18 protein-coding genes are annotated in these 21,187 nt (G+C 65.7%); 7 read left to right on the top strand and 11 right to left on the bottom strand.

What is annotated here, in order from left to right; translation table 11 throughout:
* Positions 1-13 precede the first annotated feature (13 nt).
* Positions 14-910 (bottom strand): PhnD/SsuA/transferrin family substrate-binding protein, encoded by an 897-nt coding sequence (locus KUV26_RS13175; protein WP_222508682.1) that lies wholly within the window; start codon positions 908-910, stop codon positions 14-16.
* A gap of 248 nt (positions 911-1,158) precedes the next feature.
* Here KUV26_RS13175 and KUV26_RS13180 point away from each other — a divergent pair, with 248 nt between their 5' ends.
* The 4 genes from KUV26_RS13180 (at position 1,159) to KUV26_RS13195 (ending at position 6,855) form a co-directional block, all read left to right on the top strand.
* Positions 1,159-5,178: a PEP/pyruvate-binding domain-containing protein gene (locus KUV26_RS13180; RefSeq protein WP_222508748.1), complete on the top strand. Its 4,020-nt coding sequence runs from the start codon at positions 1,159-1,161 to the stop codon at positions 5,176-5,178.
* 172 nt (positions 5,179-5,350) lie between these two features.
* The gene (locus KUV26_RS13185; protein WP_222505674.1) at positions 5,351-5,587 is read left to right on the top strand and encodes a type II toxin-antitoxin system ParD family antitoxin; all 237 of its coding nucleotides are present in this window, start codon (positions 5,351-5,353) and stop codon (positions 5,585-5,587) included.
* Entirely contained in the window at positions 5,580-5,882 is a 303-nt protein-coding gene (locus KUV26_RS13190) for a type II toxin-antitoxin system RelE/ParE family toxin (protein ID WP_222508683.1), read from the top strand. Before KUV26_RS13185 ends, KUV26_RS13190 begins: the two co-directional genes overlap by 8 nt.
* 61 nt (positions 5,883-5,943) lie before the next feature.
* Entirely contained in the window at positions 5,944-6,855 is a 912-nt protein-coding gene (locus KUV26_RS13195) for a MurR/RpiR family transcriptional regulator (protein ID WP_222508684.1), read from the top strand.
* A 13-nt stretch (positions 6,856-6,868) separates the two neighbouring features.
* Here the strand turns inward: KUV26_RS13195 and KUV26_RS23805 are convergent, their stop codons facing one another.
* The 3 genes from KUV26_RS23805 to KUV26_RS13210 all read right to left on the bottom strand — a co-directional run bounded on the left by KUV26_RS23805 (position 6,869) and on the right by KUV26_RS13210 (position 10,151).
* Complete coding sequence (locus KUV26_RS23805) at positions 6,869-7,903, bottom strand: Hint domain-containing protein (RefSeq protein WP_222508685.1); 1,035 nt, start codon at positions 7,901-7,903, stop codon at positions 6,869-6,871.
* Positions 7,904-8,086: 183 nt separating this feature from the next.
* Positions 8,087-9,361: a nucleotide sugar dehydrogenase gene (locus tag KUV26_RS13205; protein ID WP_222508686.1), complete on the bottom strand. Its 1,275-nt coding sequence runs from the start codon at positions 9,359-9,361 to the stop codon at positions 8,087-8,089.
* 106 nt (positions 9,362-9,467) lie between these two features.
* A complete protein-coding gene (locus tag KUV26_RS13210) occupies positions 9,468-10,151 on the bottom strand; it encodes a DnaA N-terminal domain-containing protein (RefSeq protein WP_222508687.1) in 684 nt (227 codons plus the stop codon).
* 552 nt (positions 10,152-10,703) lie between these two features.
* Between KUV26_RS13210 and KUV26_RS13215 the strand changes: the two genes are divergently transcribed.
* Together KUV26_RS13215 and KUV26_RS13220 are read left to right on the top strand one after the other, a co-directional pair.
* On the top strand, positions 10,704-12,008 hold the full coding sequence (locus KUV26_RS13215) for an AAA family ATPase (protein ID WP_222505668.1): 1,305 nt from the start codon (positions 10,704-10,706) through the stop codon (positions 12,006-12,008).
* A complete protein-coding gene (locus tag KUV26_RS13220; protein WP_222508688.1) occupies positions 12,005-13,105 on the top strand; it encodes a ParB/RepB/Spo0J family partition protein in 1,101 nt (366 codons plus the stop codon). Before KUV26_RS13215 ends, KUV26_RS13220 begins: the two co-directional genes overlap by 4 nt.
* A 644-nt stretch (positions 13,106-13,749) precedes the next feature.
* On the opposite strand, the gene KUV26_RS13225 is transcribed toward KUV26_RS13220, so the two are convergent.
* Positions 13,750-14,733, bottom strand: coding sequence for an OmpA family protein (locus KUV26_RS13225; protein ID WP_261399873.1), 984 nt, complete (start codon positions 14,731-14,733; stop codon positions 13,750-13,752).
* Positions 14,734-14,979: 246 nt separating this feature from the next.
* On the opposite strand from KUV26_RS13225, the gene KUV26_RS13230 reads away from it, so the two are divergent.
* Entirely contained in the window at positions 14,980-16,476 is a 1,497-nt protein-coding gene (locus KUV26_RS13230; protein ID WP_315900115.1) for a caspase family protein, read from the top strand.
* 254 nt (positions 16,477-16,730) lie between these two features.
* Here the strand turns inward: KUV26_RS13230 and KUV26_RS13235 are convergent, their stop codons facing one another.
* The 6 genes from KUV26_RS13235 to KUV26_RS13260 form a co-directional block, all read right to left on the bottom strand.
* Complete coding sequence (locus KUV26_RS13235; RefSeq protein ID WP_222508690.1) at positions 16,731-18,257, bottom strand: DUF4384 domain-containing protein; 1,527 nt, start codon at positions 18,255-18,257, stop codon at positions 16,731-16,733.
* Positions 18,254-18,661, bottom strand: a complete 408-nt coding sequence (locus KUV26_RS13240) for an ExbD/TolR family protein (RefSeq protein WP_222508691.1) — start codon at positions 18,659-18,661, stop codon at positions 18,254-18,256. The genes KUV26_RS13235 and KUV26_RS13240 overlap by 4 nt, the downstream gene beginning before the upstream one ends.
* Complete coding sequence (locus KUV26_RS13245) at positions 18,658-19,071, bottom strand: ExbD/TolR family protein (protein ID WP_222508692.1); 414 nt, start codon at positions 19,069-19,071, stop codon at positions 18,658-18,660. Before KUV26_RS13245 ends, KUV26_RS13240 begins: the two co-directional genes overlap by 4 nt.
* A gap of 16 nt (positions 19,072-19,087) precedes the next feature.
* Positions 19,088-19,705 carry a MotA/TolQ/ExbB proton channel family protein gene (locus KUV26_RS13250; protein ID WP_222508693.1) on the bottom strand — a complete coding sequence of 206 codons (618 nt, stop codon included), beginning with the start codon at positions 19,703-19,705 and terminating at the stop codon, positions 19,088-19,090.
* A 3-nt stretch (positions 19,706-19,708) separates the two neighbouring features.
* Entirely contained in the window at positions 19,709-20,128 is a 420-nt protein-coding gene (locus tag KUV26_RS13255) for a hypothetical protein (RefSeq protein ID WP_222508694.1), read from the bottom strand.
* A 61-nt stretch (positions 20,129-20,189) separates the two neighbouring features.
* Complete coding sequence (locus tag KUV26_RS13260; protein WP_261399874.1) at positions 20,190-21,038, bottom strand: hypothetical protein; 849 nt, start codon at positions 21,036-21,038, stop codon at positions 20,190-20,192.
* Positions 21,039-21,187 lie beyond the last annotated feature (149 nt).

A 21,187-nucleotide genomic window follows, 5' to 3' on the forward strand; every position in this document is an offset into this window, starting at 1 on the left:
TCAACGCGGCGCCCTAAAAGGCCAGGCTGCGCTCCATTGCCCGGCGGATGATGTCGTAGTCCTGATCATCCCCCAGCAGGAACCCGTTCTTGGAAATCCGGCGCACGATCTCCTCATTCTCCGAGGACAGCATCACCTTGCGCATCGCCTCCAGAACATCGTCCGGCATCTCCGACGACGCCAGCCAGGGCTTGGTCACATTGTCAAAGGACGCCAGCACCCGGATCGGCACGCCCTTGGCCACCAGTTTCTTGTAGGTGCTTTCCTTCAGCGCGCCCGCCGTGTACTTGCCCGCGCCGACCGCCTCGCCGACCAGGTCATGGCGGCCGAGATAGGCGAATTCCATCAGGTCGGCACTGCTGATGCCCGAGTCCAGCAGGTACTCCTGCGACAGGTAGCGGCCGATGGTCGACAGCTCGTCCCCGAAGGCAAAGCTCAACCCGGCCAGGTCCGCAACCGACTGCACCGTGCTGTCGGCATGCACTACGATGACCCCTTTGAACCGCTTCTGGCCGTTCTTGGATTCCATCGCGATGATGCGGATACCCGGGTTTTCCTTCATGACATGCACGTAGGAGGCCGGGCCGAAACGGGCAAAATCCACCTCGCCGCTGGCCAGCTGGCGGATGCCTTCCTCATATTCCTTGGCGATCTTCAGCCGGATCGAAACAGGCTCGCCCAGCTCTTCGCTCATCCGGCCGGCCAGGAAAGAGAGAAAGGGCTGATACTGTTTGACCGTTGCGGTTGGTTTATCCGCCGCATAGGTGCCGAAAACCAGTTCTGTTCCGGCAAATCCCGCAGCTGGCAGCAATGCCGCAAGCCAGGCCGCCAGCACCGCACCGGAAGCGGCCTGCCTCAGCCGTGTCCGGAAAAGCGCAATGATACCAAAGGTCCACTCAAACACATTCACGGTTCTCGCCTCCTGAGTCGCATCGGCTGGCACGGCAGGAAGGCCGCGCTTCTTCGTTACATGGCACAAGGTTAAGAATACAATGTTAACGCGCCTGCAATTCTCTGAAAAATTTTGCGGTTCTTTTATCCTGCGACATCTATATTAACCCTTCAGTAAGGTTTTCGTAATCTTTTAGGCAAATTCGCCTTAAATTCAAAACAACAGACTCAGCTGGCCCAACAGGATCCACCTTGAAGACGACCTTTATGCCCTCCTGGACCGCTCGGTCCCTCCGCCGCTCAGCACAAACCATTGTGCTGACTTCGCTTTTGTCAGCGCTCCCTGTTGCGGCATTTGCCATTCCATCGCCAGAACTGGTCATCGGCTCGGTGTCCTCTCTGTCCCAGGTCCTGGCCGTGGGAATTGCCATGATTTCCGGTCTGGGGGCTGTAATTGCGGCAAAACTGGGTTTTACCCCCAAACCGGGCAACTCACCTAGGCGCTACCCGGTCAAGCTGATCTCCGTCCTCGTGCTGGCGGCTGCGGCGCTGGCAGCCGGTAATTACTGGCAGTATTCCTCGCATGCGCAGGCTGAGCTGGCAAGGCTGCAGGCCACTTTGACGCGGCCGGCGCAGTTTGACGGCACCACCATCAAGGACGCCTCGCTGAAGGAGACCAGCTTCTCCAAACAAGAGGACCATCCGCTGGCGATGAGCACCGCCGACGCGGCCGCAGCGCTGCAGGATGGCGCCACCCTGTTCTACGACATCCGCGAAACCGGCGAGAACGCCATGGGCACCCTGCCCGGCGCCACCCATATCCGCTTCCCCGATTTCGTCCAGAGCCAGCCGGTGCAGCCGGGCCAGAAGGTCGTGCTTTTCTGCCACAACGGCAACCGCTCCTCGGAAACCTGCGCCAAGCTGGCGGCGATGGGCATCGACTGCAGCTTCATCGCCGGCGGCATCGAGAAATGGATCGTCGAGGGGCGCGCATTCTCCGACAAGGATGTGAAGACGCTGTCCGACCTGCGCGCCATCCCGGACTACCCGGGCAAGGACGTCCTGCTCAGCACCGATGACTTCAAGACCCTGCTGACCACCGAGGACCTGCAGATCGTCGACACCCGCTATCCCGGCGATTTCGAAGTCGGCCACCTGCCCGGCGCCATCAACATCCCGATCCGCAAGATGACCACGGATGACCTGATGGCGCGCATCGCCGAGCTGGACCCGGATAAGCCCACCATCGCCGCCTGCTATGACCGCCGCAGCTGCTTCATGAGCCAGGTGCTGGGGCTGGAGCTGTCGCAGCAAGGCATCGATTTCCTTGGCCGCTATACCCTGCCGTGGGAATATTTTGTCGCGCCCAAGCCGAAGCCGCATGTGCAGGACTGGCTGGCGGACCAGCAGTCCGGCCTGTGGGACAAGGCGATCTCGGCCCTGGCCGCCGCCCTTTTGTGGGTGCATGAGCGCAGCCATATCCTGCTGGGCCTGCTGGCGCTGTCCATCGTGACCCGCCTCCTGGTGCTGCCGGTGGCGCTGAAATCCGAACGCGACCAGATCATCACCAATGACACCGCGGATGAGATGAAGGCGCTGAAGGCAAAACTGGCCCATGACCCGGTGCGCAAGGCCCGTGCAGTACAGGCGTTCTACAAGGACAAGGGCCTGACCCCGATGAAAAACCTCACCGCGCTGCTGTTCCTGCCGGTGATGATGCTGGGCGTCTCCGCCGCGCAGGAGGCCAGCGCCTCGCTGCAAACCCCGTTCCTGTGGATGGCTGACCTCGGCGCAGCCGACCCGCTGTTCATCATGCCGGTGCTGTTCTGCATGCTCGCCGCCGTCTACCTGCTGTGGGCCGTGGCAAAGACCCCGCGCCAGAAAACCCTGTGGATGGTGCTGGGCATGCCTGCGCTCTTTGCCATGGTGTTCACCCTGACGGCCGCCGCCAACGCCTATCTCTGCTTCAGCTTGACCCTTCTGCTGGTGCAGCGCGCCTACGTGACCGGCCTGCACCGCAAGCTGGCTGAGGCACTTGCCCTGCGCGCCCACAAGCGCCGCCTCGCCAAGCTGCCGCGCGGCGTGATCCCGATGGGCTACACCGAGGAGCTGGAGCACGCCGGCAACAAGGCCCTGCGCCTGTCGATCCTGCGCAACGCGGGCCTGCCGGTCCCCGGCGGCGTGATCGTGCGCTCCGACGCGATCCACGACTACCGCGAAATGCCCGAAGCCGGCAAAGACGCCTTTGCGGCCAAGGTCTTCACCCTCGCGGGCGGTAAACCGGTTGCCGTGCGCTCCTCCGCCAGCAATGAGGACGGCCACGACCAGAGCTTTGCCGGCGTCTTTGAATCGGTGCTCGACGTCACCGCGGACACCATGCGCGCCGCACTTGACGAGGTGGTGGAAAGCTTCTCCTCCGAGCGCGCCGCCAGCTACTCCGGCGAGGGCGACAGCACCGGTCAGGGCAATATCGTGGTGCAGGAAATGGTGCAGGCGGAATACGCCGGCGTTCTCTTCACCCAGGACCCGATGGCCCCCGGAATGGCGATGATCGAATGGGTCGAAGGCTGCGGCGAGGACCTGGTGTCCGGCCGCGTCACCCCGACCAGCTTGCGCTTTGGCCGCTACACCGGCCTGCCCGCGGCGGTAGATCAGGACCGGACGCTGGACATGGCGCCGCTGCTGGCCCTTGGGCGCCAGATCGAGGACACCTTCGGCTGCCCGCAGGACGTCGAATGGGCCTATGCCAACGGTGAATTCCAGATCGTGCAAAGCCGCGACATCACCACGCTGTCCTTGGGCACCGAGCAGGAGCAAACCCGCCTGGCCGAGTGGCGCGATCTCTTGGACCGCTACGCGGACGCAGACCCGGATCAGACCATCCTGGAGCAGGACGAGATGTCCGAGGTCCTGCCCCGCCCCACCCCGCTCTCCTTCTCACTGATGAGCGAGCTGTGGGCGCCGGGCGGCAGCGTCGACCTGGCCTGCCGCGAGCTGGGCGTGCCCTATGGCCTGCCCGAAGGGCGCGACGGCCATCTGGTGAACCTGTTCGGCAAAACCTACGTCGATGTGGCGCTGAAACAGGGCATGACCCTGAAACTCACCGCCGCCAAGGCCAAACAGCTGCGCAAGCAGGCGCATCCGATGATCACCCGCTTCCGCAGCGAGGTGATGCCGGAACTGCGCGACAAGCTGGCGATCTGGCAGGCCGTGAACTACGCCGCCCTGCCCCAGGACAAGCTCCTGGAGGCGATCTCCACTCTCAAGGGCATGTTCATCCGCGACGTCTATCTGGAGGCCGAGAAGATCAATATCCTGGCGGGTTTCACCATGGGCGAGGCCGGCAGCGCCGCCGCCGGCGACCCGGCCCTGCGCGCGCATCTGATGCACGCGGAGCTGCCCAACGCGCCTTCCAGCCTGCTGGCCTCCTGCACCGGCAAGGATGCGCAGGCCCGCGCCATGCGGCTGATGGGCCACCGCTCGATCTTCGATTACGAGCTGTCCTCGCCCCGCTACGCCGAGGCCCCCGCGCTGCTGCATTCGCTGCTCGACAGCTCGGTGGAGCCGATCGGCTCGGTGCCGGTCCCGGCCAACCTGCCGGATGAGCTGGACGGCACCATCGGCCTTGCCATCGCCTATCAGGACCTCAAGGAACAGGCCAAGCACGAGGCCCTGCGCGTCATCGCCGAACTGCGCCGCGCCCTGCTGGCCCTGGGCCAGACCAGCGGCCTCGGCGATCTGGTGTTCAGCCTGACCTTCGAGGAGGTTCTCGCCGGCGACTGGTCCGCGCCTGCCCCGCTGCGCGATCTGGCCGAGACCCGTTCCGCGAAAGAAGCCCTGCGCAAGAAATCCGCGCCCACGGACGTCACCCTCAACCTGCGCGACTGCGAACTGCTGTCGCTCGGCGCCCAGGCCCAGGCGGGCGGCGGCACCATGGGCGGCACCTGCGTCGCGGGCAGCGGCAGCGCCACCGCCCGGGTGTTCTGGATGGAGGACGACAGCCGCATCGACCCCGAAGCCTTCGCGGACTTCCAGGACGGTGACATCCTGGTCTGCCGCATGGTCAACCCGGCCTGGCTGCCGTGGGTCCAGCGGTCCGGCGCTGTTCTGTCCGAGGTCGGCGGCTGGCTCAGCCATATGGCCATCGTCGCCCGCGAGAAGGACGTCCTGATGCTGGTCGCCTGCAAGGGCCTCGACAGCCTTGAGCACGGCGAACAGGTGACCGTCAGCGAAGACGGTTCCATCCAGCCGCTGGAGGAAAAGGGCCTCAAGGTGGTTTCCGCCTGATCATCGCCAAACAGGAACATGAAGCACCCGCGCCTCCCGGCCGCGGGTGTTTTCTACCCCGCCCTGCGCTGACTGGACAATCTGCCTGCCGGCTCACGACCGGAGGCACCAGCTGCCCCTTGAACAGTTGGCAAAGATTGCCATATCCTGTTTCAGAGAAAGGAGCCCGCCCATGGCCACCATGAACGTATCCCTGCCGGACCAGATGAAGACTTGGGTCGAGGAACAGGCCCGCGCCGGCACCTATGCCAACTCCAGCGATTATGTCCGCGACCTGATCCGCCGCGACCAGGCCCGTGCCGCTGCCATTGCCGAGCTGCAATCCGCAATCGACGCAGGCCTGGCCAGCGGTCCGGCAGAAACACTGACAGCTGAAGGTTTCAAGGCCGCTATGCGCCGCAATGGCTGAGGCGCGCTGGCGGATCCGCCCCGCCGCACGCGCTGACCTTGCCGCCATCTGGCGCTACGGCCTGGAAACCTGGGGTGAGGCGCAGGCGGACGCCTATGCCGACAGCCTGTTTGCCCTGTTCGACCTGCTGGCGGACTTCCCCGGAATGGCCCGGGAACGGTCCGAGTTCACGCCCCCGGTCCGCATCCACCCCACGGGCGCGCATCTGGTGATCTACCGGCTGGAGCAGGGCCGCCCCGACGTCCTCCGCATCCTGCACGCCCGCCAGGACCTGATGGCCTTCCTGTCAGACTAAGCCAAGACGAAACACACGTTCCGCCCTTGCCATTTTCCGCACATCTGCTCTGATGCGGCGCATGGACCCGCATCTCGACCCGAAAAAGACCGCCCGGCTGCTTCAGCGCCTCAGGGAACAAATGGATGAGCTGCCGCCCAAGCTGAAGGCGGCGGCCAAATACGTGATCGACAATCCCGGCGACTTCGGCCTCGACACCGTCCGCACCTCGGCGCGGAAAACCGGCATCGGCGCCAATGGCTTTGTCCGCCTCGCCAACCATCTGGGCTATGACACGTTTGAGGCCTTCCGCGCCCCTTTCCGCGCTGCGCTGACCACCACGCACGAGGCAGATCTCGGCCAGGACTGGCTGGACCGGATGCAGGACGAAGGCCCCGCAGGAAAGCTGCAGGCCGCCGCCGCCCGAAACCAGCTCAACATCACCTCCCGTTCCCTGCGGCTGATGACGGCCGAACGGACGCAGGCGATCGTGGACACCCTCACCGCCGCCCGCCGCAGCTATGTCACCGCCACAAGGTCGTCCTACGCACTGGCCTATTACTTCCACTACGTCGGCCGCATGGCGCTGCCGGGGCTGGAACTGGTCCCCCGCGACATGGGCGCGGCGCTCGACGATCTGCTGGACATAGGCCCCGAGGACTGCCTCATCGCCCTCACCTTCGCCCCCTACTCCGCCGGCACCATCCAGGCGCTGCGGCTGGCGGGCGCGCGCGGCGCATCTGTGATCCTGATTTCCGACAGCGAAGTGATCGCCCCCGGCATCCGCACCGACCATGTGCTGGCCGTCGCCGCCAACTCGCTGCACCCGTTCGGTGCCATCGGCGGCGCCATGGCGGTGCTGGAATGCCTGCTCACCCATCTGATCGACGCCGGCGGCGATGACGCGCTGCGCCGGATCGAAGCCTATGACGCCCTGCGCCAAGACACCGGCGCCTATTGGAGCGGCCCCAGGCTGCCGCGGATCCGGAGCTGATTGCCGCCCGGCGTCAGGCGGCCTCCAGCGGTGACGCGGCATCGGGCTTCGGCGCTCTCTCCGCCGCCAGCTGCCGGGCTTGCGACACGCTCAGGCAGCGCCGCGCCTGCGGCCCGTAGCCGGTTCCGGGGTGCTCGCGCAGCCGCGGGCACAGCGCCAGAACCGCGGCCCGGGCGTGCGGTGCGAGCATCGCCAGCGCCGAAGGCCCGGGATAGAAGCTTTCCGCTGCCGCGCCCTCGGCAAACAGGATTTCATGCCGCTCCAGCAGGAGATGGTAATAGGTGACCTGCCGCTTGCCCGCCATCGGCCGGATGCCCGGCAGCGCCGCCAGCCCTTTGGCCGGGGCCAGCACCTGCTCCGCGCCGGTCTCCATCAGCATCTTGTGCTGCGGCGACACCGCCAGGTCCCGCCGCGGCAGGCCGCCGCCCAGGGCTCCGGCCCGGATCAGCACCGGCCGCACCCGCGCCGGGCTGCCGGGCCAGGCATGGCGGGTCGCCGCAATCCAGCGCACCGGCTGCGGGCCGCTGTCCAGGGTGCAGACCAGATCGCCCGGCCGCAGCTGCTCCACGCAAACCTCGCCTCCGGGCGTCAGGATGCGGCTCCCGGCGGCAAAACACACCGCCCCGCCAGAGCTTGTGTCGACGTTCTGAAGGTCAATGGCGCCCTTGCCGAAGGAATTCATTTCCTGCTCGGTGGCTGCTTCCTCGGGCATGAAGGAGAGCCGCGTGGTCATGCCGGGCGACGGGTAGTTCTGCACCGTCACAACGTAGACCTTGGAGCCTTCGTACTGGTCCGGCACCTGGTTGGCGCCATCGCTTTTCTTGGTCGGCAGGTCGCCGCTCATTTCAAACACGAAATCGTATTCGACGCCGCCGATCGACAGCTTCGTGTCGGGGTCCGGCGCCCCGCCTGCCTTGTCCAGAAACAGGTCGCCGTCCGCGCCGGACGGCACAAAGGTAATCTCCACCGCCGGATCACCGGTGAGGTTCAGCGCCGGGTTGTTCGCTGTGCCACTGTCTGTCCGTGCCCAGAACGTCGTTGCCACCACTCAGCCCTTTCCACCAGTGCGCGCGGGAACTTAACCTGATATTGCCTAAGAATTGCTGAAATCCTTCGGCGGAATTGCGGCAGCATCAAGGCAGTCGCCGCCGCTGCCAGTGCCGTAACGAACCAGCACCCGGCCCGGCGCACAAGCCTGGAGCCCCCGCAATTCACCTTGTATTTTAACGTGTTACAGACGCAAGTCCGCCTCATCCGGCGCCAGTACGTACTTCAGATCATAGACCAGCGCGCCCGCGGTGCCAAACTTGCGGACCGCCCCGGCCCCCATCTCGCGGAACTCCGCATGCGCCACCGCCAGAACCACCCCGGCATAGACCCCCTGCCCCGGCTCGGAAACCAGCGGAATCCCGTATGCCTCCTGTGCTTCCTGCGGGTCCGCATGCGGATCATGCACATCCACCGCCACGCCGAACTCCTCCAGCCCCCGCACCACGTCGATCACCCGCGTATTGCGCAGGTCCGGACAGTTCTCCTTGAACGTCAGCCCCATCACCAGCACCCGCGCGCCCGCCACCGGCAGGCCGCGTTTCAGCATCGCCTTGACCATTTCACCGGCAACATAGGCGCCCATGCCGTCATTCAGCCGCCGGCCCGCCAGCAAGATCTCGGGATGATAGCCCAGCTGCTCCGCCTTATGCGTCAGGTAATAGGGGTCCACCCCGATGCAGTGGCCGCCCACCAGGCCGGGCCGGAACGGCAGGAAATTCCACTTGGTGCCGGCGGCTTCCAGCACCGCCTGGGTGTCGATTCCCATCTTATTGAAGATCTTGGCCAGCTCGTTGACCAGCGCGATGTTGATGTCGCGCTGACTGTTCTCGATCACCTTGGCGGCCTCCGCCACCCGGATGCTGGCGGCCTTGTGAGTGCCCGCGGCCACCACCTCCTGATAAAGCGCATCCACCCGCTCCGCCACTTCGGACGTCGAACCGGAGGTGACCTTCACCACATCCTTCAGCCGCCGCTGCTTGTCGCCGGGGTTGATCCGCTCCGGGCTGTATCCGGCAAAAAAGTCCCGGTTGAACGCCAGGCCGGAGCGCGCCTCCAGCACCGGCACGCAGTCCTCCTCGGTGGCGCCGGGATAGACGGTGGATTCATAGATCACCAGATCGCCCGGCTTCAGCACCCCGCCGACAATGGCAGAGGCCGCCAGCAATGGTCCCAGGTCCGGCCGGTGGCTGGCATCCACCGGCGTCGGCACGGTGACGATATAGATCGAGCAGCCCGCAATTTCCGCAGGGTCCGAGGTGAAGCTCAGATGCTCGGCAACGGCCAGTTCCTCAGGCTCCATCTCGCGGGTCCGGTCCACGCCCCGGCGCAGTTCGCTGATGCGCCCCGGATCAATGTCAAACCCGATAACCTCCCGGTGCCGCCCGAAGGCCGCCGCCAGCGGCAGCCCCACATAACCCAGGCCAATGACACAGATCTTCTCTTGCGTGCCGTTCATTCCGGGCTGCTCCTTGTTCTGCGGCGCCTGTCGCGCCAGGCCCCCTGCCCGCCCACATAATGCCTCGCCCCCGAAGGGTTCAACCGCGGGGGGCGCAGTTTCCGCCTCACGCCTCGACCACAATGGCAGAAACTTTCCCATCCACATCCCGGCAGGCCGCCAGCAGCCGCGGCATCAGATGCGACATTACATAGTTCGCATGGAACCGGCTCGGCGCCTTCAGCACCAGCCGCCCCCCTGCCCGGCCGACGCGCTCCAGCCCCTGCACCCAGGAGGCGTAATTGGCCGGATCCTCCGCATGCAGCACCGCCTTGGCCAGGCTCCATTCGCTGCCGTCCGAGATATCGGGAGCGGGCGGCGCGGCACCGGGACGCAGCGGCACCACGTTCGGCGCAGGCTCATCCGCGGCCTGCATCCGGTGCTCAAAATCCGGCCCCACCGCGCCCCAGCGCTCCTCGGTGTCCGCAAGCAGCCGCTCCAGGTCGATGCCGTATTCGGTCACCCGCCCCCGGGCACCCTGGCGCTTCACCACCAGCCAGCCCATGCAGCGAAGCTTGGCCATCTCGCGCTTCACCGTGCGCTCGTCCACGTCCCACAGACGGGCGATCTCCCGCTGCCCCACCGCCAGTTCGTCCCGCTGCCAGTTGTAGCGTGCGGTCATCAGTGTCATGAAACGCAGAACCAGCTTCTGCGCGCCCTTGCCCTGGCCAAGCGCAAAAGCCCCCATCGCCGTGAGGATGTCATACTTCAATGCAGAGGCGTTGCGCCCCGCAGGCCGTTTGGCAAGCATTGCTGCCCCCGTTTCTCCCTCCCTGCCCTCCTGGGCCAGGATATGCTGCCTCAAATGTTCCCGGACCTTTTGCCGGGAATTGCGTTGGCGGGTTTCCCCCGAACTCAACGCTATTCGTTTGCTGTATCCGATTTGCGTCCGGAATTGCGATTCTGTCAAGCGCTGACGGAAATTGAATTCAGCCCCAAACCTTTTTTCGAAAGAAAAATTGGTATCAATGGTATTGGGGGACATCCTTGGTGACCCCTATTGAGCCGGAAATGTCCCCCAATCTGCTGTATCCCGGCCCGGGGTGTCCCCCTAAATCTGGTCCCTGCCCACCGGAAAAAGTCAATGAAACGAATCGTTTGCCGCGGGGCGCGCGAATCGCGCCGGGCCTTGTTTCGCAGGGCTTTTCTCCGGTGTGTCCCCGCAGGGACAGGACGCTCTTTGCAACCATATTAGCTTTTGCGTTTTTTGCAAATTCGGCGTAAATGGATATTGAGGCTGAATTAGCGTCCGCAGGAAAATGGATGCTGCCAAAAACAACAACGTGCAGATCGAGGAGCAGTGATGTTTACGCACGAAGACCTGTCCAAAATGCAGGCCCAATCTCTCAAGATGCAAAGCTGGATCCGCCAGCAGACCTTCTCCCCCGAAATGGAAAAGACCCTGCGCCGGTTCTCCTCCTGGGAAGTGGCGGAGCTGATCTTCCGCGTCAACCAGTCGACCCTGCGCGGCCGGCTCTCCGCCGACCCCTCGCTGCCGCAGGGCCATGTCGAGGAGGACGGCCGCCAGCGCTGGTATTCGCTGGAGGAGATCAACGAGCTGCGCCGCCGCATCAAGATCAACCGCAAGTCCCTGCTGCCCAAGCGCCCCGCGGGCAAGCGGGCGTTGCGGGTGGCGATCTCCAACTTCAAGGGCGGCGCCGGCAAATCCACTGTCGCCCTGCATTTTGCCCATGCCGCGGCGCTGGACGGCTACCGGGTGCTGTGCGTCGATTTCGACCCGCAGGCCACCCTGTCGCATTCCATGGGCCTCAGCGACGTCACCGAGGATTACACCGTCTGGGGCATCATGGCCCGCGACCTGGTGCGCGAAACCACGCGGATGAACGCCTCGCTGCAAGGCGCCGAGTCCGGCACCGCCCTGCCCCAGCGCCAGCTGCCCGACGCGATCACCGGCATGGGGCTGCAGGACCTGCGGGTGAGCGATTTCGTCAAACCGACCAGCTGGCCGACCATCGACATCATCCCGTCCTGCGCCAATGCGGCCTTTGTCGAATTCGCCTCCGCCCAGTACCGCCACCTGAACCCGGAATGGTCGTTCTTCGCCGCGGTCTCCCGTTACCTCGACCAGCTGCCGTCCGAGGATTACGACCTGATGATTTTCGACTGCCCGCCGGCGATCGGCTACCAGTCGATGAATGCGGTGTTTGCCGCCGACATGCTCTATATCCCCTCCGGCCCCGGTTACTGGGAGTATGACTCGACCACCTCTTTCATCGGCCAGCTCTCCGAGGCGCTGGAGGATCTGTCGGCCTTTAACGGCGTTGTCCCCGCGGGGACATTTTCGCTGCCCAAGGTTTTCCAGGACGTCCGCTTCCTGCTGACCCGTTACGAAAGCGGTAACGATTTGCACCGTGCGATGCGTTCGGCATTTATGAAGGTGTTTGAGGGTAGAATGACAGAGCACCCGATCGAGATGACCCGCGCAGTCGAACAGTCGGGCCGCTTCCTGAGTTCCATCTACGAAATCGATTACCGGGATATGACACGCGAAACCTGGCGCCGTGCGCGGGCGTCGTTTGACCAGGCCTATGACGAATTCAAGGCCTACGCGCTGGAAGCCTGGGAAAACCTGGAGGATGAGGCATGAGCAAACGCAGAGTCTTCGACATCGACTTCACCCCTGACACCGCCGCTGTCCCCGCGGGGACAGCCCCGGAAAAACCGGCCGAGAAAGCAACCGAATCCCGCCGCGGCCCGATGGCCACCGCGATCTCCGAGAATGCCGATGCGTTGCGCACACGCGCGGAAGCCGAGCAGAAGATCCGCGACGAAAACGACCGGCTTGCGCATGAATTCGTGCGGCTGAAAAAGCTGGGCCTGGTGGTCGACCGGATTCCCATCGGCCGGATCGGCGCCACCAAGCTGATCCGCGACCGCAGGGAGGGGCGCGACCCGGACCTCGATGAGCTGAAGGTGTCGATCAAATCCCTCGGCCTGTCGAACCCGATCCGGGTCGAGGAAAAGGAAGACGGCACCTATGAGCTGATCCAGGGCTACCGCCGCCTGCGGGCCTATCTGGAGCTGCTGCGGGAGACCGAGGATGAAACCTATGAGCGCATCCCCGCGGGGCTGGTGGCCAGGGGAGACAGTCTGCAGAGCCTCTACCGCCGGATGGTGGACGAGAACCTGGTGCGCCGTGACATCTCCTTTGCCGAGATGGCTCAGTTGGCGCTGCGCTATGCCGAGGACGCGGGCACCAGGGCAAAATCCCTCGAGGATGCGGTCAGTGACCTCTATGCCTCTGCCGGCCGCCAGAAGAAGATCTACATCCGCCATTTTGCCCAGCTGCTGGAGGCGGTGGGCGATCTGCTGAAATATCCGGAGGCGATCCCGCGCGCGCTGGGGCTGGAGCTGAGGAAACGGCTGGAGGCTGATGCGGCAAACCTGCCGGAGTTGCGGGAGGCGCTGACGCGGGCGCAAGCCGAAACCGAAGAGGCGGAGCTGAACGTGCTGCGCGGTTTTATCGAAGGCAAGCGCAAACCCGCGCCCCGCGCAGCCGCCGCCCCGCGTCCCGGCGTGGCCAAGACCACCCTGCGCTGCACTGTCCCCGCGGGGACAGTCCGCTGCCAGGCGCGCGACGGCAAGATCGAGATGGCGATGGAACGCGACTTCTCGGAGATCGACCGGCACAAGCTGGAGGGGGCGATTGCGGCATTTTTCGCTGCACTCGAACAGGAAGACTGATCCGGCTGTCCCCGCGGGGACAGCGGCGAAAGACTACTGAGGCCCGGCAGCGATGCCGGGCCTTTTTCATGCTTGCCGAGGCGCAGTGCGGTGTTTCCGGCCGGTGTCCCGGCGGGGACAAACTTGGCGATACGGACGCCGATGCCGGGAAAAACAGTGTCTAATGCGGGCTGTTCGAGCCTGTGTTGCGCCTCAGGTCCGGCCTGATCGGACGCGCAGAGGCCAAAGGCGGCGGGGGATCACACGCTTCCTGTGGCGCGGCTAAACCAGTGTCCAGCCATCAGCCAGCCATTCCCATGCCGCCGGAACGAAAGCTGTCCCCGCGGGGACATGCTGGGGAGCCCAGTAGCGGAAGCCTCTGCCTGCCGGTACGATTCCCTAGTGGGGCGGGAATTCGGTGCGGCGGGGCATTCGCCTGCTGTGCGGCGGACCCGGCTACGACGTGTCCCCGCGGGGACAGGGGGGCTGGATCGGGCAATGGATCAGGGAGTTCTTGTCTGTCCGCGCGGGACACGAAACCGGAACGGCGGGCGCAGCGGTGAGCCTGCAAGCAAAAAGACCCGGCACGGCGGCCGGGTCCTGCGGTGTTTCTGCGAGGCTGTCCCCGCGGGGACAGAGGGATATGCAGCCGGTCCAGCCGCGGGTCAGTTCAGAACCTTGAACTCGATCCGCCGGTTCTTGGCCCGGTTCTGCACCGTGTCATTGGGCACCAGCGGCGTGGTTTCGCCGTAGCCGACCGCGACCAGGCGGTCGGCCGGGATGCCTTTCTGCTGCAGGTACTGGTTTACGGCTGCGGCGCGCTTTTCGCTCAATGCCATGTTCCAGTCCGCCTTGCCCTGACTGTCGGTGTGGCCGCCGACCTCGACCACCATACCGGGGCAGCGGCGGATGATGCCCGAAAGGCTGTTGAGGAAGCCGCGCGAATTGGCATCGAGCCGGGCGGTGGAGGGCGCGAAATTGACACTGCGGCCTTGCGACAGGATCTCGAACCGGCCGGTGCAGGCCTCGCGGGTGAAATCGCCGCTGGCCTCCAGCGCAGTGGCGGCGCCTGCGGTCACTGTCCCCGCGGGGACAGCAGACCCGGCGGCCCCGTTGCGTTCAAACATCAGATCCATGCTGACAAGGCCGACGGGGGTGATGGTGACGCCCGCCGCTTCCTCCAGTTTTTCGCGGCCGGCATTCAGATTGAAATCCTCCAGCTTCAGGATCACCGGCTGCACGGTGGCCACGGCGACGAGGTTTTCGTTCAGCAGCGTCACAGCCACCGGAATTGTAAGCCCGGCCTCGACCCCATGCAGCGACAGGGTGACGGGCAGGTCGATCTGTTTCCGCTGCACTGCAGCAAGGTCGGCGATCAGCGCCGGGCTGATCTGTGCCGTGACCGCAGCCTCGGGGTAGGTGAAGGTTTCGAAGAACAGGAAGCGCATCCGGACGTTGCGCAGGTCGATGGAGGTGTCGACGGAATCCAGCGCGATATGGATTTTTGCCTCACCGGATTCGGAGATGCTGCCGGAGAAGGCGGCAAAGCGGCTGGATTCCGCAATGCTGCCTTTTTTGATCGATATGAAACGGATGGCGGAGGATTCGGCGTTGAGCTGCCAGCCGCCGTCAAACGGGCCTGCCGCCAAGGCAGGGCGGGTTAGTAGTAGGAAAAACGTTAATATAGAAAGAGTTAGGCGGTACATGCAAGGTCCATTCTGGTTGCTGGCAGTGGTCCCATGGCCCGCGGGCCGGGGCGAAAATGATGCACCCAGCCTAACCGCAGAGTTGCCGCCGGACGCAAGGGACGCGATAGTTTGGTAACGAAATACCCTTAAGAATTGGGAAGCAGCCCCCGCGCGGGCGGGCGCAGGGGCGGGAAATGGAGCAGATACGTGCGAATTTTGATGATCCGGGTCCGGCTGATGCTGCTAGCGGCTGTTGCGTCCTGCTGGGCCGCGGCGGCACTGGCGGAGGAGCGGCTGGCGCTGGTGATCGGCAACTCCGCCTATGGCGCGGTTCCGGCGCTGGACAACCCGGTGCGCGATGCGCGGCTGATGGCGGAGGTGCTGGAGGGGCTGGGGTTTGACGTGACCCTGGCGGCGGATGCCAAGCAGATCGAGATGAAGCGCGCCATTGCCCAGTTCGGCCGCAAGCTGCGCGGGGCAGGGGAGGAAGCCACCGGGCTGTTCTACTATGCCGGCCACGGGGTGCAGAGCTTTGGCAGCAACTACCTCCTGCCGGTGGATGTGGCGCTGGCGGACGCGGCGGACCTGGACCTGATGGCAATCGAGGCGCAGTCGGTGCTGCGGCAGATGGCGTCGGCCCGCAACCGCACCAATATCGTGATCCTGGACGCCTGCCGAAACAACCCGTTTGAGGCGGTGGCGGATCTGAACGAAAGCGGCCTGGCGGAGATGAAGGCGCCGACCGGAACCTTCCTCGCCTATGCCACGGCGCCGGGCGACGTGGCGCTGGACGGAGAGGGGGAGAACAGCCCCTTCACCGAGGCGCTGGCACGCGAGATCAAGGTGCCCGGGACGCCGGTGGAGCAGGTGTTCAAGCAGGTGCGCCGGGCGGTGCTGGAACAGAGCGGTGGCAGGCAGACGCCCTGGGACACGTCCTCGCTGGTCAGCGACTTTGCCTTTGCCGCGGCGGCGCCGGAGGTGGTGATGAGTGCCGCGGAAATGGAGGAGGCGCAGATCTGGGCTTCGATCAAGGCGTCGCGGGATGCGATGCAGATCATGCTGTTCCTGCGCGGCTATGGCGACGGCAGATTTGCCGATGAAGCGCGGGCGCTGCTGGCGGAGCTGGTGCAGGAGGAACTGCAGGGCGGCACCGCAGCGGCGGCGGCCGAACCATCCGACGAGCCGCTGCAGGACGCCGAGGCGGCGATGTTCAAGGCAGCGCAGGACGACGGCAGCAAGGCCGCCTATGAAGCCTATCTGATGGCTTACCCCGAGGGACGGTTTGCCGAAGCGGCAGCGGCCGGGGCCGCGGCGCTGGCGGCCGGTGCGGGACAGGACCCGGCGGCCGGAGGTGAGGCCCCGGCTGCGGCACCTGAAGCAGAGCAGGAAGAGGTGAAACTGGCGGAAGCGGGGCCTGTGACCTATGCCACCCCGCTGGACACCGGCGTTGCTGAGATTTCCGGGCTGACGCTGGCCGAGGCGGTGACCCGCTCGCCGTCGTTTCCGCCCATCGAGGGCCTGCCGGAGAGCTATTGGAAGGATCAGTCCTGCAGCAATTGCCACCAGTGGACGCGCGAGCGGCTGTGCACGCAGGGAAACACGTATCTGAGCCTCAACATGCAGCGGTCCCTGGGCAAGCAGCATCCGTTCGGCGGCGCATTCAAGCAGGTGCTGAAAAGCTGGGCGGCGGGCGGCTGCCAGTAGAGCGTAGAGCGGTTTCCGGCTAGGAGATGCCTAAGGGCAGGTTTGCCCTTGAGGCACCCTTCCGGTGATCTTCCGCCATTCTCAGCCTTAAGCGGAACCGCGCGTGCCACACGGCTGCCGGCGCAGCCCTTGACCCGGAACAGGCCGGGGGGACGCGCAGCGCGTCAGCGCTGCGCCGGGCCCAAGGCCGCCAAGGCCCGGCGGCGTCAGCCGCTGGCCTGCGGGCGCGGGAGCACTGCGGTTGCGGTTTGGTATCACGGGGCGTGGGTTGTGATCAGGAAATAAACCCATTCGCCCTTGAAATCAGGATGTTCGGCGCGGGCCTCCGCCACCTGAGTGCGCAGGAAGTCCAGATAGAGCGCTGCCGGTTCGCTGAGCGGGCGGATGCCCTCGTAAAGCGGGTGCGAGGCAGCAAAGGCCACCGCGATTTCCTGGCCATAGGGCGGGCCGACGGTGATGTGCAGGCCGGGGTCTCCGGCCTCCCTGGCGCCGACACGCAGGGCGCTTTCGGGGGCGGCTTCCGCCAGCGGCACCAGTTCGTTCGGCGACAGATGCAGCACCGCGCCGCCGGCGTCGAAATAATCCACATAGACGTAAGACGGGTAGTCCGGTGCGGTGAGGTCGAAAAACAGCCGCTCGCCGCCGGAATAGTCGAGCACGCGGGCATGGGCATCATCGCCGACCAGCAGCGGGTTGGTGATCTGGTCGGTGCTTTGCGGCAGGCCGACGTTTGAAATGCCCGCCAGCGCGCCGCATTGCGGCCGGGGCAGCAGGCGCATTTCGTCCGAGACGGTGATGTCGGCGCCCATTTGTGCCTGAAGGGCTGCCAGAACCGGGGAGCGGAGGCCGTCCTCGGGCAGATGGCCGCGCACCTGCAGCGTTGCGGTTTCCGGGACAAAGGCAACCTGCAGGCGGGAGCAGGGCACGGCGGCGAGGATGCCGGCGACGCCGTCGCGCAAAGGATCTCCTTCAGCCGTCGCGTCGCCCGGCTGCATGAAGCTTTGGAACGCGGCGAGGGAGACCGGGTCGATGCCGCCGCTGCCGCCCTGGAAGGCGAGCGCGGCCTTGATGCGGGGGGTGTCCGGAATGACGGCCGGCGTTTGCTGCGGATTGGGCGCGGTGCCGGGCAAAATGGGCGCATCCGGCTGCGCCTCCTGGCCGGGCTGGCTGGCTGGAGCGGTTTGCGGCAGCGCGGCCGCGTCGGGGCGTGCTGCTGGGGCGGCCGTCAGCGGAGCAGGTGCCGTTGCAAGGGTAAGTGACGGTTCCTGCGCAGCGGCCAGCACCAATGGCGCGGGGGCTGCGGCGGCGGCGGCCTGTGACGGCGCCGGGGCGGCGGCCTGGGCCTGCTGGGTTTGCGGGTTTGCAGCGGCCAGGCTTGCGGCCGGGAGGCTGGCGCTGGCGAGGGTGCTGGCGGCCGCCTGGACCGGAGCTGCAGCGGCGGCTGGCGCGGCGGCGGCAGCAAGGGGTGCAGCAGGCGGAACAGCAGCGGCAAGGCGGTCCGCGTCAGGCGGCTGCGGCAGGGCCGCCGATTGCGGGATGCTGCCGGACGCCAGCCCATGGCTTTGCGCTTCGCTTTCAGCGGCTTGCTCGCCCTCGGGCGCCTGTTGCACGGCCTCGGCCCGGGGGACGCGGTGGGCCTGCAGGTCGAGGCTGCTTTCCGGCGTGGGCTGCTGCGGAACCGGGCCGGGTGTCAGCGAGATCAGAAGCGCTGCGGCACCGCCGGCGTGGACCAGGGCGGAGGCTGCAAGCCCTAGCACCCATATGGCCGGGGTGCGCGTCATCCGTCCGTTTCCGGGGTGACCACCAGCACCACGTCCCGGAATCCCAGCGCCTCGCCCTGGGCGACCAGCGGCAGCACGTTGCGCAGCTCCGCCGTGCGGTGCGCGTTGATGCGCAGGCGCAGATCCGGGTCGTCTGCCAGCAGCGCCGAGAGGGCAGGGGAAAGGGCGTCTCGGGGGATTGCCTTGCCGTCGAGTGCCAGGTCTCCAGTGGCGGAGACTGCCAGGGTGATGCCGCCCGAGGGCATGTCGCGGCCGGTGTCGGCGGTGGCAGGGCGGACATCGAACGGCGCGGTGGCGTCCATCCGGCCGATCAGCATGAAGAACACCAGCAGGAAGAAAACCACATCGATGAGGGCGATAATGGTTTCCGAATGCGGATTGCGGGCCGGGCGGTTGAGTTTCATGGCGCCGCCTCCAGCCGCAGGACGCGCAGGCGGGTGACGCCGGCCAGGGCGGCTCTGTCCATCACCGTGATCAGCGCCTGTGTCTGCGCGGCGCCGGAGGGAAGGACCACCACTTGGGTGAGGGGTTCTTCGGCCACTGCGGCGGAGAGGGTGGCTTGCAGGGTTTCCGCGTCCAGCGCGGTGCCGCGCAGCACCGGAATGCCGTCGGCGCCGAGGCGGATCATCAGGGTGCCTGCCGGCGCCTGCGGGCGTCCTATTGGGGCGCCTTCGGAAGGTTTCACCGCCGGGATCATATCGAGGTTCAGGTAGGTGGAAGTCACCATGAAGAACACCAGCAGGATCAGCATGACGTCGATCATCGGTACCAGCGAAATCAGGGCGCGGGGACGGGCGGGCCGGTTGATCATCATGGCGGCGTCCCCCGTGTCAGCGCGAGCCGTCGATCAGCAGGAGGCGGCCGGCGGCGCTTTCGATGGCTTGCGCGGCGGCGTCAATGCGGGCTGCGAACAGGCCCGCGGCGATGGCGGCGGGGATGGCGACAAGCAGTCCCGCTGCGGTGGTCAGCAATGCCTGCCAGATGCCGCCGGCCAGCACCGAGGCGTTGGCAGCACCTTGGGCCAGTTCCAGCTCCTGAAACGATTGGATCATACCGAGAACGGTGCCGAGAAGACCCAGGAGAGGCGCCACCATGGCGATGAGCTCCAACAGGCGGATGAGGGAATTCATCCGGCTTACCTCCTCATTGCCGCGGCGCTGCAGTTCGTCTTGCAGGAGCGGTCCGCGCAGGCCCTCTTGCAATGCCTGCATGGCGTAGGCCATCACCCGGTCGGCGGGGGATTTGCCGCCCGCTATGCTGTCCTGCGCCTGCTTGCGGTCGCCGTCTTTCCATCGGGTCAGCGCTTGTTCGCGGGCGTCAGAACCGGAGCGCACCGGCCAGAGCTGGATCAGTTTGACGGCGATCACCGTCAGCGACAGGAGTGACATCAGCGCCAGGATCACGATCACTGGTCCGCCGGTGCCGAGCATTTCCCAGGTGCCGGCCATGGTTTACTTCACCAGCGGCGCGGCGGCGCGGGAGCCGAGCTCCAGGATCGGGAAACAGTCCATCTGCTCTTCGTTCTGGGGCTGGCAGGAGGTGATGTCGTGCAGCAGGATCTCGGAGATATTGCCGCAGGCGATCTCGGGAATTTCAAAGAGTTTCAGAGTGGTGCGCTGAACGGGCAGGGGGGCGGCGTTGATCGACAGCAGCCGGTCGATCACCCCCTGGCCGTCGAGGATGGCGAGCGACATCTCGAAGCCCGCAAAGCTCTTGCCGGTCTGGTTGCCGAACAGGAAGAAGGCGCGGCAGCCGCCGCCCTCGATCTCCTCGGTCTTGTTCAGCTCGACCCGCAGCGGGCCGGTCTCGGCCGCGGCGGCCAGCGGCAGGCAGATCAGGGCGAGGGCAGAAAGCAGGCGGTTCAAGGGCATCACTGTCTCCGGGTTCCGGTTGGTGTTGGCCAGCCCGCCGGGTGCGGATTGGTTCTTTGGGTCAGACCAGTGCGGTCAGGGCCTTTTCGATCCTGTCCATGGCGTCGCGGGCGGAATCGAGGTCGCGGCGTTTCAGGTGGCGGGCGGCCACATGCAGCGCGCGGCCCAGGCGGTCGCGGACCTTGCCCGGGGCGCGGGCGACATTGGCCTGCAGCGATTGGGCGCGCTTGACCTGGGCGCCGAGCGAACGCTGGTCCATTTCGCGCTGACCGCGTTTCATCGACTTGCCTTCGTCCTCTCGGTCCTTGCCGATGCGGGCGACGGCGCGTTCGATGACCACGATCATAGTTTCAGCCTCCTGCAGGCGGCCGGCGTTGATCAGGCTGACGGATTTTGCGAGCGCGCGCTTCAGTTTCAGCTCCAGCGGCCCGGCGGCCAGGCCGATGCGCGGCTGGATGCGTTTCAGGCGGCGCTTGAGCGGCGCGATGGCCTTGAGGTCGATGCCGGCGGCGGAAATGTCGGAAGCGTCTTCCTCGGTCACCTGGCCCTCGGGGGCCTCCGGCTTGAGGCTGTCCAGCAGGTTGCCGCCATCGTCGTAGAACAGCACGTTGACCTTGGCCGGGTTGCGCTTGAGGAATTTCTTGAGCTCGGTGACCATCCGCTGCGGCGCGCTTTCGCAGATCATTTCCATATCGCCGGAACGCACCACATAGGTGCCCCAGGCCATGGGCGGGCCGCCGCCTTCCTTCTTCATCGGAGCCTTCAGGGTTTCCGGCTTCTTGCCGGGCTGGATCATCAGCAGAGGGTCCTTGCTGGCGTCGAGGCAGAAGGCGAAACTCATCCGCTTCTTGGCCCCTTCGCGGACCATCTCTTTGACTTCCTTGCCAGAAATACGATCAATACTCATCATTCAACCGCCGGAACGAGCTGTGAAAAGGTTTGACATTAGGATGGCGATAAGGCTCTCTTGGGGTCAAGTTATTGTTTGAGGTTTCCGCGGGTTTAACCACCGGGCTCGAAAAGAGTGGCACCTGCTTTCCGTCGCGTTACCACACAGGA

Origin of the sequence: Leisingera daeponensis, assembly GCF_019801465.1 — a bacterium.
In the GTDB taxonomy this organism is placed as follows: domain Bacteria; phylum Pseudomonadota; class Alphaproteobacteria; order Rhodobacterales; family Rhodobacteraceae; genus Leisingera; species Leisingera daeponensis_A.

Excerpts from the sequence above, each read along its gene's own strand:
- KUV26_RS13180 (WP_222508748.1), top strand. The coding sequence starts at position 1,159 with ATGCCCTCCTGGACCGCTCGGTCCCTCCGCCGCTCAGCACAAACCATT.
- KUV26_RS13185 (WP_222505674.1), top strand. The coding sequence starts at position 5,351 with ATGGCCACCATGAACGTATCCCTGCCGGACCAGATGAAGACTTGGGTC.
- KUV26_RS13190 (WP_222508683.1), top strand. The coding sequence starts at position 5,580 with ATGGCTGAGGCGCGCTGGCGGATCCGCCCCGCCGCACGCGCTGACCTT.
- KUV26_RS13195 (WP_222508684.1), top strand. The coding sequence starts at position 5,944 with ATGGACCCGCATCTCGACCCGAAAAAGACCGCCCGGCTGCTTCAGCGC.
- KUV26_RS13205 (WP_222508686.1), bottom strand. The coding sequence starts at position 9,361 with ATGAACGGCACGCAAGAGAAGATCTGTGTCATTGGCCTGGGTTATGTG.
- KUV26_RS13210 (WP_222508687.1), bottom strand. The coding sequence starts at position 10,151 with ATGCTTGCCAAACGGCCTGCGGGGCGCAACGCCTCTGCATTGAAGTAT.
- KUV26_RS13215 (WP_222505668.1), top strand. The coding sequence starts at position 10,704 with ATGTTTACGCACGAAGACCTGTCCAAAATGCAGGCCCAATCTCTCAAG.
- KUV26_RS13220 (WP_222508688.1), top strand. The coding sequence starts at position 12,005 with ATGAGCAAACGCAGAGTCTTCGACATCGACTTCACCCCTGACACCGCC.
- KUV26_RS13235 (WP_222508690.1), bottom strand. The coding sequence starts at position 18,257 with ATGACGCGCACCCCGGCCATATGGGTGCTAGGGCTTGCAGCCTCCGCC.
- KUV26_RS13240 (WP_222508691.1), bottom strand. The coding sequence starts at position 18,661 with ATGAAACTCAACCGCCCGGCCCGCAATCCGCATTCGGAAACCATTATC.
- KUV26_RS13245 (WP_222508692.1), bottom strand. The coding sequence starts at position 19,071 with ATGATGATCAACCGGCCCGCCCGTCCCCGCGCCCTGATTTCGCTGGTA.
- KUV26_RS13250 (WP_222508693.1), bottom strand. The coding sequence starts at position 19,705 with ATGGCCGGCACCTGGGAAATGCTCGGCACCGGCGGACCAGTGATCGTG.
- KUV26_RS13255 (WP_222508694.1), bottom strand. The coding sequence starts at position 20,128 with ATGCCCTTGAACCGCCTGCTTTCTGCCCTCGCCCTGATCTGCCTGCCG.
- KUV26_RS13260 (WP_261399874.1), bottom strand. The coding sequence starts at position 21,038 with ATGATGAGTATTGATCGTATTTCTGGCAAGGAAGTCAAAGAGATGGTC.